The 9,507-nt window shown below is 64.6% G+C and carries 8 protein-coding genes and 1 pseudogene; 7 read left to right on the forward strand and 2 right to left on the reverse strand.

The features are described from left to right. Positions 1-54 precede the first annotated feature (54 nt). From rpsA to galU, 7 genes are all read left to right on the forward strand, one after another. Positions 55-1,740 carry a 30S ribosomal protein S1 gene (gene rpsA, locus ACQKDV_RS16130; RefSeq protein WP_427785065.1) on the forward strand — a complete coding sequence of 562 codons (1,686 nt, stop codon included), beginning with the start codon at positions 55-57 and terminating at the stop codon, positions 1,738-1,740. 89 nt (positions 1,741-1,829) lie between these two features. Beyond that, a complete protein-coding gene (locus ACQKDV_RS16135) occupies positions 1,830-2,135 on the forward strand; it encodes an integration host factor subunit beta (RefSeq protein ID WP_005409286.1) in 306 nt (101 codons plus the stop codon). 77 nt (positions 2,136-2,212) lie between these two features. Then, on the forward strand, positions 2,213-2,497 hold the full coding sequence (locus tag ACQKDV_RS16140; RefSeq protein WP_427785057.1) for a LapA family protein: 285 nt from the start codon (positions 2,213-2,215) through the stop codon (positions 2,495-2,497). A gap of 6 nt (positions 2,498-2,503) precedes the next feature. Further along, positions 2,504-3,682: a lipopolysaccharide assembly protein LapB gene (gene lapB, locus ACQKDV_RS16145; protein ID WP_108768614.1), complete on the forward strand. Its 1,179-nt coding sequence runs from the start codon at positions 2,504-2,506 to the stop codon at positions 3,680-3,682. Between the two features lie 3 nt (positions 3,683-3,685). Then, positions 3,686-4,663: an MraY family glycosyltransferase gene (locus ACQKDV_RS16150; RefSeq protein ID WP_427785058.1), complete on the forward strand. Its 978-nt coding sequence runs from the start codon at positions 3,686-3,688 to the stop codon at positions 4,661-4,663. A gap of 15 nt (positions 4,664-4,678) precedes the next feature. Next, positions 4,679-6,589 (forward strand): polysaccharide biosynthesis protein, encoded by a 1,911-nt coding sequence (locus tag ACQKDV_RS16155; protein WP_427785060.1) that lies wholly within the window; start codon positions 4,679-4,681, stop codon positions 6,587-6,589. Then, positions 6,590-7,471, forward strand: coding sequence for a UTP--glucose-1-phosphate uridylyltransferase GalU (gene galU / locus ACQKDV_RS16160; protein WP_427785063.1), 882 nt, complete (start codon positions 6,590-6,592; stop codon positions 7,469-7,471). Positions 7,472-7,953: 482 nt separating this feature from the next. Here galU and ACQKDV_RS16165 read toward each other — a convergent pair whose 3' ends face one another. Continuing rightward, complete coding sequence (locus ACQKDV_RS16165; RefSeq protein ID WP_005409292.1) at positions 7,954-9,162, reverse strand: acetyl-CoA C-acyltransferase; 1,209 nt, start codon at positions 9,160-9,162, stop codon at positions 7,954-7,956. A gap of 110 nt (positions 9,163-9,272) precedes the next feature. Continuing rightward, positions 9,273-9,452, reverse strand: a pseudogene (locus tag ACQKDV_RS16170) (hypothetical protein); the annotation flags it as partial. Positions 9,453-9,507 lie beyond the last annotated feature (55 nt).

Below are 9,507 nucleotides of genomic sequence, written 5' to 3' on the forward strand. Positions count from 1 at the left end.
ACGCTGCTGGTGAACGGCCACAGGTTCCAGGCACGCAGGATCAGCGCGATGCCCATGACCGAATCATTTGCCGAACTGTTTGAAGCCAGCCAGGCCAACCTGGCCAAGCTGAAGCCGGGCGCCAACGTCAGCGGTACCGGTGTTGAAGTCCGCGGCGACGTCGTGGTGATCAACGCCGGCCTGAAGTCCGAAGGCATCGTTCCGATCGAACAGTTCCGTAACGACGCTGGCGAAATCGACGTCGCCGAAGGCGACATCGTCAAGGTCGCCCTCGACTCCATCGAGAACGGCTTCGGCGAAACCGTCCTGTCGCGCGAGAAGGCCAAGCGCGCGATGGTGTGGGACGAGCTGGAAGAAGCGTTGGAAAAGAACGAAACCATCACCGGTCGCATCAGCGGCAAGGTCAAGGGTGGTTTCACCGTGGACATCAAGGATGTCCGCGCCTTCCTGCCGGGTTCCCTGGTCGATGTGCGCCCGGTGCGCGATCCGGCCTACCTGGAAGGCAAGGAACTCGAGTTCAAGCTCATCAAGCTGGACCGCAAGCGTAACAACGTCGTGGTCTCGCGCCGCGCTGTCGTCGAAAGCGAGCACTCGGAAGAGCGCGAGCAGCTGATGGACAAGCTGCAGGAAGGCGCGATCCTGAAGGGTGTCGTCAAGAACCTGACCGACTACGGCGCGTTCGTGGACCTGGGCGGCATCGACGGCCTGCTGCACATCACCGACATGGCATGGAAGCGCGTGCGCCATCCGTCCGAAGTCGTGAACGTCGGCGACGAGCTGGACGTCCGCGTGCTGAAGTTCGACCGCGAGCGCAACCGCGTTTCGCTGGGCCTGAAGCAGCTGGGCGAAGATCCGTGGGATAACATCGCCCGTCGTTACCCGGCCAACAGCCGCGTCTTCGGCAAGGTCTCCAACGTCACCGATTACGGCGCGTTCGTCGAGATCGAGCCGGGCGTCGAAGGCCTGGTGCACGTCTCCGAGATGGATTGGACGAACAAGAACGTCAACCCGTCCAAGGTTGTGCAGGTGGGTGACGAAGTCGAAGTGATGGTGCTGGACGTCGATGAAGAGCGTCGCCGCATCTCGCTGGGCATGAAGCAGGTTGCCGCCAATCCGTGGGAAACCTTCGCTGCCACCCACAAGAAGGGTGACAAGGTGTCGGGCCAGATCAAGTCGATCACCGACTTCGGCATCTTCATCGGCCTGGACGGCGGCATCGACGGCCTGGTTCACCTGTCCGACATCAGCTGGGCGACCACTGGCGAAGACATCGTCCGCAACTTCAAGAAGGGCGACACCCTGGACGCAGTGGTCCTGGCCGTCGATCCGGAGCGCGAGCGCATCTCCCTGGGCGTCAAGCAGCTGGAGCAGGATCCGTTCGGCCAGTACATGGCTGCCAATCCGAAGGGCTCCAAGGTTGAAGGCGTGGTGAAGGAAGTCGACGCCAAGGGCGCGATCATCGAGCTGGCTGACGGCATCGAAGGTTACGTCTCGGCACGCGACATCGCCAACGAGCGCGTTGACGACGCCACCCAGCACCTGAAGGTCGGCGACAAGGTCGAAGCCAAGTTCGTTGGCATGGACCGCAAGGGCCGTACCCTGCAGCTGTCGATCAAGGCCAAGGACGACGCGGAAATGCGCGAAGTGCTGGAGGAATACCAGTCCTCCTCGGCTGCCAGCGGCACCACCCAGCTGGGCGCGCTGCTGCGTGCACAGCTGAGCGGCAACAAGTCCGAGTAATCGGCCTTACGCTGCACGTTGTTTCCTGGACGGCCCGGGCATCCTGCCCGGGCCGTTTCAGGGTGAGTGACCCCTGATGTGAGCCGGCAATGACCAAATCCGAACTGATCGAAATCCTCGCGCGCCGCCAGGCGCACCTGAAGGCCGATGATGTCGATCTGGCGGTGAAGTCGTTGCTGGAAATGATGGGCGGTTCCCTTTCTGCAGGGGATCGCATTGAAATCCGTGGCTTTGGCAGCTTCTCGCTGCACTACCGTCCGCCGCGCCTGGGCCGCAACCCCAAGACCGGCGAATCGGTCGCCCTGCCGGGCAAGCACGTTCCCCATTTCAAGCCGGGCAAGGAGCTGCGTGAGCGGGTCAGCAGCGTGCTGCCGCTGGACGCCGATCCGGCCTGAGTGTCCCGTCGCGTTACCGCGTGCGAATACCGCGGCGAGTCGGATAAGCTACGACCTCCTGCCACTGGAGCTGTCGCATGAAGGTTTTTCGTCTGCTGGTCCTGCTGGCGGTGCTGCTTCTCGGGTTGATCATCGGTGCCATGAACATGGACGAGATGACCATCAACCTGCTGTTCACCCAGCTCAAGACCTCGATCGGCGTGGCGATCATCGCTTCGCTGCTGATCGGTGTCATTGTCGGTGCCGGCCTGGTACTGGTGAGCGTGGTCATTCCGCTCTACGCCCAGCTGCGCCGCGCCAACAAGCCGGTCGCCACCCCGGTGGCGCCGGTTTCCCCCTCCCAATCTTTTGATGGACGCTGATCGAAGATGGATTTCGTCACCGAGTGGTTCTGGTTCTTCCTGTTCCTTCCCCTGGCGGCGCTGGCCGGCTGGGTGATTGGGCGGCGCGGCGGGCAACGCCATGGCGACAACCAGGTCAGCCACCTGTCCAGCACCTATTTCCGCGGCCTGAACTACCTGCTCAACGAGCAGCCGGACAAGGCCATCGAGCTGTTCCTGCACATCGCCGAGCTGGACAAGGAAACCTTCGAGACCCAGGTCGCGCTGGGCCACCTCTTCCGCCGTCGCGGCGAGGTTGATCGCGCGATCCGCCTGCACCAAGGCCTGGTCAACCGCAACGACCTGAGTGACGCGCAGCGCGTGCAGGCGCTGCTGGCGCTGGGCGAGGACTACATGAAGTCCGGCCTGCTGGACCGCGCCGAAACCGTGTTCACCGAGCTGGCCCAGCTGGACCAGCGTGCACCGCAGGCGCTCAAGCACCTGATCGGCATCTACCAGGCCGAGCGCGACTGGGAAAAGGCCATCGACAACGCCACCCGCTTCGAGGATGTCACCGGCGAACCGATGGGCAAGCTGATCGGGCAGTTCGAATGTGAACTGGCCGAACGCTTCCGTGGTGCCGGCAAGCTGGAAGAGGCGAGGGCAGCCATCGCCCGTGCCTATCAGGCCGATGCCATGTCGGTGCGTGCCGGCATCATCGAAGGTCGTCTGGAAACCGATGCCGGCAATGCCGAGGCGGCGGTACGGGCTTTCGAGCGCGCTGCGCGCAACGATCCCGAGTACCTGCCCGAACTGCTGCCGGCGCTGATGGAGAACTACCGCAAGGTCGGTGACCTCGGCGGTGCGCGTGCGTTCCTGTCGGAAATGACCGAGCACTACCGCGGTATTGCTCCGGTGCTGGCATTGACCCGCCTGATGGAAGAGCAGGAGGGCGTGGCGCCGGCCCGTGCCTACCTCGGCCGCCAGCTGAAGGATCGCCCATCGGTGCGCGGCGAATCGGCACTGATCGACCTGACCCTGGCCGAGGGGGCCGATTCCACCGCGACCCTCCACGATCTCAAGCACATCACCGACCAGCTGCTGGTGCGCAACCCGGCCTACCGCTGCACGCGCTGCGGCTTCGGCGCACGCACGCACCACTGGCAGTGTCCGAGCTGCAAGGAATGGGGTACCGTCAAACCGCTGCTGAACTACGCGGTGCTCTGAGCCATGGCCTGGCTGGTGATGACCGCGCTGCTGGGCCTGGCCCTGCTGAGCGCGGCGCTGACCTGGGCTGCACGCGGGTACGCGCTGCGCCAGCAGTTGCTGGACCAGCCCGGCGAGCGCCGCAGCCACAGCGTGGCCACCCCGCGCGGCGGCGGCATTGCCATCGTCATCACCCTGCTCGTGGCCGCCGTTGCCGCCATGTGGGCCTGGCCGGCTGCCGCCCCCAGCCTGGTCGTGGCCAGCCTCGGCCTTGTTCTGGTGGCGGGAATCGGCTGGTGGGATGACCATCGCCCGTTGCCGGCCCTGCGCCGGCTGCTGGTCCACTTCGTGGCCGCCGGACTGCTGGCCGCACTGGTCAAGGTGCATGGCGGCAGCTGGCTGCTGGCCCTGCTGGTGCTGGTGTTCACTGCCTCGCTGATCAACATCTGGAACTTCATGGATGGTATCAACGGCATCGCCAGCAGCCAGGCCGTGGTCGCCGCCTTGGGCTTTGCAGCAGTGCTGCCGTGGCCTTACTCGCTGGTGCCCATCGTGCTGGGCCTGGCCTGCCTGGGTTTCCTGCCGTTCAATTTTCCCGCGGCGCGCATCTTCATGGGCGATGTCGGCAGTGGCGCGCTCGGCTATGCTGTGTCGGTGGTGCTGGCCGTGGCCGCGCTGCGTACGGAAATCAACTGGTTGCTGCTGCTGGTGCCCCTTTCGCCGTTTCTTGTGGACGCGGGCTTCACGCTGTTGGCGCGCATGCTTTCAGGGCAGCGCTGGATGGAGCCCCACACCCAGCATGTCTACCAGCGTGCCGTGCAGGCAGGAGCCAGCCACGCCCAGGTGACAGGGATGTACTTTGTTTTGGGTCTGTTAAGCGTCACAGTGTTCAATGTGTGCACCAAATTGCAGCCGAGGTGGGAGGCTGTCGCAGCGGTCGCGTGGATGTCCTCGCTGGCCTTGCTTTGGCTCCTCCTGCGCAATGGATTGCGCCACCGATAAGGAATTACGCGAAGTATGTCTTCACCCTGGCGGGACAGAATCCTCGGCCTGGTGCCGCGCACGGCCATCGTCTGCCATGATCTGTTCATGGTGTGGGCCTGCTGGCAGCTGCTGCATGCCGGCCGCTACTCCATCCTGCCCGATGCCCCGTCGCTGCCGCTGTGGAACGTCGATACCACGCTGGTGCTGGTGCTGCAGGGCATCGTGTTCTGGCGGGTCGGCCTCTATCGCGGGTTGTGGCGGTTCGCCAGCGTCAGCGACCTGCTGAACATCTTCAAGGCCAGCTTCATCGGCCTGGTCGCCATCGTGCTGGTGCTGGCCTGGAAGCGCTTCAACGGCGTGCCGCTGTCGGTACTGGTCATCTATCCGTTCGCGCTGTCGGCACTGCTGGGCGCGCCGCGCCTGCTGTACCGGGCGTGGAAGGACTACCAGGCGCTGCAGTCGGATACGTCCGCGCGCCGCGTGCTGATCCTTGGCGCAGGCCAAGCAGCCGAGACCCTGGTGCGCGACCTGCGCCGTTCCGGCAACTTCGAACCGGTGGGCCTGCTCGACGATGCCCCGCATCTGCGTGGCGCCAAGCTGCAGAGCCTGCCGATCCTGGGCACCCTTGACGACGCCCCGGCGGTCGCCCGCGAAACCGCCGCCAAGCTGCTGGTCATCGCCATTCCCTCGCTTGACGCGGTGGGCATGCAGCGCGTGGTCGCCATCTGCGAGAGCACCGGCATTCCGTTCCGCACTGTCCCCAAGCTCAGCGACATCCTGCAGGGGCAGTCGCTGCCGGGCCAGCTGAAGGAGGTGGCCATCGAGGATCTGCTCGGCCGCAAGCCGATCATGCCGGACTGGAGCCTGATCCGCAGCTGGCTTTGTGGGCGTACGGTCATGGTTACCGGCGCCGGTGGCTCGATCGGTTCGGAGCTGTGCCGCCAGTGTGCGCGCCATGGGGCCGGCCGCATCGTGCTGCTCGAAATGAGCGAACTGCTGCTGCTGACCATCGAGGCCGAGCTGCGCCGCAGCTTTCCCGACGTGCAGATCGAGGCGGTGCTCGGTGATTGCGGCGATCCTGCGGTGATGCGCCATGCTCTGTCCCTGCATCCGGTCGATACGGCCTTCCACGCTGCCGCCTACAAGCATGTGCCGGTCCTGGAGCGGCAACTGCGCGAAGCGGTGCGCAACAACATCCTGGCCACCGAAAACGTGGCGCGTGCCTGCATGGAAGCGCGCGTCGAGCATTTCGTGTTCATCTCCACCGACAAGGCGGTCGATCCGGTCAACGCGCTGGGCGCCAGCAAGCGCTATGCCGAAATGATCTGCCAGAGCCTGGACCAGAAGTCTTCGCATACCCGTTTCGTGACCGTGCGCTTCGGCAACGTGCTCGATTCGGCCGGCAGCGTGGTGCCACTGTTCCGTCAGCAGATCCTGCGCGGTGGCCCGATCACGGTCACCGACCCGGAAGTCACCCGTTACTTCATGACCATTCCCGAGGCCTGCCAGCTGATCCTGCAGGCGGCTGCATCGGCGTCGCACGGTGCGATCTACACCCTGGACATGGGCGAGCCGGTGCCGATCCGCGTGCTGGCCGAACAGCTGATCCGCCTGGCCGGCAAGCAGCCATACAAGGATATTCCAATCATCTACACCGGCCTGCGTCCGGGCGAGAAGCTGCACGAAACGCTGTTCTATTCGGACGAGGATTACCGGCCGACCTCGCACCCCAAGGTGCTTGAGGCCGGGGTGCGTACGTTCTCGCGCGATGCGGTACTGGGCAACGTGCCAAAGCTGCGCGAAGCCATTGCCCTGTACGACACCGATACGATCCAGAAAATCCTGTTTGCGACCATGCCGGAGTTCTCTCCGATTGAACATGACGCTTACATGTCATCCGCTAAAGTGGTTACCTTTCCCGCACGCGAGGCCAACAGGTACTAAATGAGCAAGCGAATTCGTAAGGCGGTTTTTCCAGTGGCAGGGCTAGGGACGCGCTTTTTGCCGGCAACCAAGACGGTTCCGAAGGAAATGCTGCCGATCATCGATCGTCCGCTTATCCAGTACGCTGTCGATGAGGCCATCGAGGCTGGCTGTGACACGCTGGTCTTCATCACCAACCGCTACAAGCATGCCGTTGCCGATTATTTCGACAAGGCCTACGAACTGGAGCAGAAGCTGGAACGTGCGGGCAAGCACGAGCAGCTGGAAATGATCCGCCACGTGCTGCCCAAGGGCGTGCGCGCGGTATTCGTCACCCAGGCTGAGGCGCTGGGCCTGGGGCATGCGGTGCTGTGTGCGAAGGCGGTCATTGGTGACGAGCCGTTCGCGGTGCTGCTGCCGGACGATCTGATCTGGAACCGCGGCGACGGTGCACTGAAGCAGATGGCCGACCTCAACGAGGCCAGTGGTGCCAGCGTGATCGCGGTGGAAGACGTGCCGCACGAGAACACGGCCAGCTACGGCATCGTGGCGACCGAGGCCTTTGATGGCCGCAAGGGCCGCATCTCGCAGATAGTGGAAAAGCCCAAGCCGGAAGACGCGCCGAGCGATCTGGCGGTGGTCGGCCGCTATGTGCTGAGCCCGAAGATCTTCGAGTTGCTGGAATCCACCGGCACCGGTGCTGGCGGCGAGATCCAGCTGACCGACGCCATTGCATCGTTGTTGGCGACCGAAGAGGTGGATGCGTACCGCTTCCAGGGCACGCGTTTTGACTGCGGCACCCACTTGGGTCTGGTCGAGGCGACGATCCGGTTCGCACTGGAGAACAAGAAGCTGGCCAAGCCGGCCCGCGCGAAGCTGGCGGAGATGCTGGCGGAAGAGTGAGTTTTTAGGTTTTCAAGCGCTCCGTTTGGCGCCTTGATTGATACGTGGGGGAGGGGGCGGATGGCCCTCTCCAAGACACGCCAAAGCCCTTCCATGGTGCTCGATGGCGCCATCCATGGCGCCAACGGTCTTGGAGAGGGCCATCCGCCCCCTCTCGACAGTTTCCGTGTGGCGCGGACGGGAAGGGCGGAATCAAGGGCAAAAGCAAAAGCAAAAGAGGCAGCCTTTGGCTGCCTTTTTCTTTTGGGGTCAGATCCCTTAGCGCAGCAAAGGGCTCAGACCCCGGCTCTTGCCCTTGCCTTTGCTCACCCCTCCGCCGCGCGGAATGCCGGGTGGCACGGGTGGGTGAGGCTGACCGGGACTGTCGGCGGCATGGATGCCGCTGCCAAGCCCCCATGGACGGGTTTACGGCGTGTCCCGGGCAGTCTCACCCACCCGGGCCCTTCAGCACACCGATATCCCGATCGGCAACGCCTTGAACTTTACAGCGCCTCGAAAATACCCGCCGCGCCCATGCCCGTGCCGATGCACATCGTCACCATGCCGTACTTCTGCTGGCGACGACGCAGGCCGTGCAGCAGGGTCGCGGTGCGGATCGCGCCGGTCGCGCCCAGCGGATGGCCCAGGGCGATCGCGCCGCCCAGCGGGTTCACCTTGCTCGGGTCCAGGCCGCAATCGCGGATCACCGCCAGCGACTGCGCGGCGAAGGCTTCGTTGAGCTCGATCCAGTCCAGCTGGTCCTGGGTCAGGCCAGCCTGCTTCAGTGCCTTCGGGATCGCGGCGATCGGACCGATGCCCATCACTTCCGGGCGCACGCCGGCCACGGAGAAGCTGACGAAGCGCGCCAGCGGAGTCAGGCCGTAATCCTTGATCGCCTGTTCCGAAGCCAGCAGCACCGCACCGGCACCGTCGCTCATCTGCGAGGAGTTGCCGGCAGTGACGGTGCCGCCGAACTGGCCATTGCGGAACACCGGGCGAAGCTTGGCCAGGCCTTCAGCCGAGGAATCCGGGCGCGGGCCTTCGTCGGTGTCGGCGATCTTGTTGCGGGTGATGATGCGCTGGCCGTCGGCCAGGTCCGGCAGGTGCGAGACGATCTCGTACGGGCTGATCTCGTCCTTGAACTCGCCGTTCTGGATGGCGGCCATCGCCTTCTGGTGCGAGGCCAGGGCGAACGCGTCCTGGTCTTCGCGCGAAACCTTCCACTCTTCGGCGACCTTTTCAGCGGTGATACCCATGCCATAGGCGATGGCCACGTGGTCGTTGTCGAACACGCTCGGCGCCATCGCGATCTTGTTGCCCATCATCGGCACCATCGACATCGATTCGGTGCCACCGGCCAGCATCAGGTCGGCGTTGCCCAGGCGGATCGCGTCGGCGGCCTGCGCCACGGCCTGCAGGCCGGAGGAGCAGAAGCGGTTCACGGTCTGTGCGGCGATGGTGTTGGGCAGGCCGGCCAGCAGCACGCCGATGCGCGCAACGTTCATGCCCTGCTCGGCTTCCGGCATGGCGCAGCCGATGATCGCGTCATCGATGCGGTTGACGTCCACGCCCGGCGCCTGCGCGACCACGCTGCGCAGCACGTGCGCAAGCATGTCGTCGGGGCGGGTGTTGCGGAACATGCCCTTGGGCGCCTTGCCAACCGGGGTACGGGTGGCGGCGACGATGTAGGCGTCCTGGATTTGCTTGGTCATTGCAGTGATCTCTCGATTTTTTTAGCCGGAGTGCCGACCAACGGTCGGCACCCACCGGGGCAGAGGGAGTGCCCACCAAGGTGGGCACCCACCAGAAGCAGGGATGGCGATCAGTTACGCAGCGGCTTGCCGGTCTTGAGCATGTGCGCGATGCGGGCCTGGGTCTTTTCCTGCTGGGCCAGTTCAACGAAATGCTTGCGCTCCAGGGTCAGCAGCCACTCTTCGTCCACCAAGGTGCCGCGGTCGACCTTGCCGCCGCACAGCACGGTGGCGATGCGCTCGGCAATCTTCCTGCACCCAGCGCTTCAGCGCGGCCACGGCGGCGGCGTCGATACCGGTGTAGGT

This window comes from Stenotrophomonas sp. NPDC077659, from assembly GCF_050268705.1.
Lineage (GTDB): Bacteria > Pseudomonadota > Gammaproteobacteria > Xanthomonadales > Xanthomonadaceae > Stenotrophomonas.

Excerpts from the sequence above, each read along its gene's own strand:
- ACQKDV_RS16150 (WP_427785058.1), top strand. The coding sequence starts at position 3,686 with ATGGCCTGGCTGGTGATGACCGCGCTGCTGGGCCTGGCCCTGCTGAGC.
- galU (WP_427785063.1), top strand. The coding sequence starts at position 6,590 with ATGAGCAAGCGAATTCGTAAGGCGGTTTTTCCAGTGGCAGGGCTAGGG.
- rpsA (WP_427785065.1), top strand. The coding sequence starts at position 55 with ATGACCGAATCATTTGCCGAACTGTTTGAAGCCAGCCAGGCCAACCTG.
- lapB (WP_108768614.1), top strand. The coding sequence starts at position 2,504 with ATGGATTTCGTCACCGAGTGGTTCTGGTTCTTCCTGTTCCTTCCCCTG.
- ACQKDV_RS16165 (WP_005409292.1), bottom strand. The coding sequence starts at position 9,162 with ATGACCAAGCAAATCCAGGACGCCTACATCGTCGCCGCCACCCGTACC.
- ACQKDV_RS16155 (WP_427785060.1), top strand. The coding sequence starts at position 4,679 with ATGTCTTCACCCTGGCGGGACAGAATCCTCGGCCTGGTGCCGCGCACG.
- ACQKDV_RS16140 (WP_427785057.1), top strand. The coding sequence starts at position 2,213 with ATGAAGGTTTTTCGTCTGCTGGTCCTGCTGGCGGTGCTGCTTCTCGGG.
- ACQKDV_RS16135 (WP_005409286.1), top strand. The coding sequence starts at position 1,830 with ATGACCAAATCCGAACTGATCGAAATCCTCGCGCGCCGCCAGGCGCAC.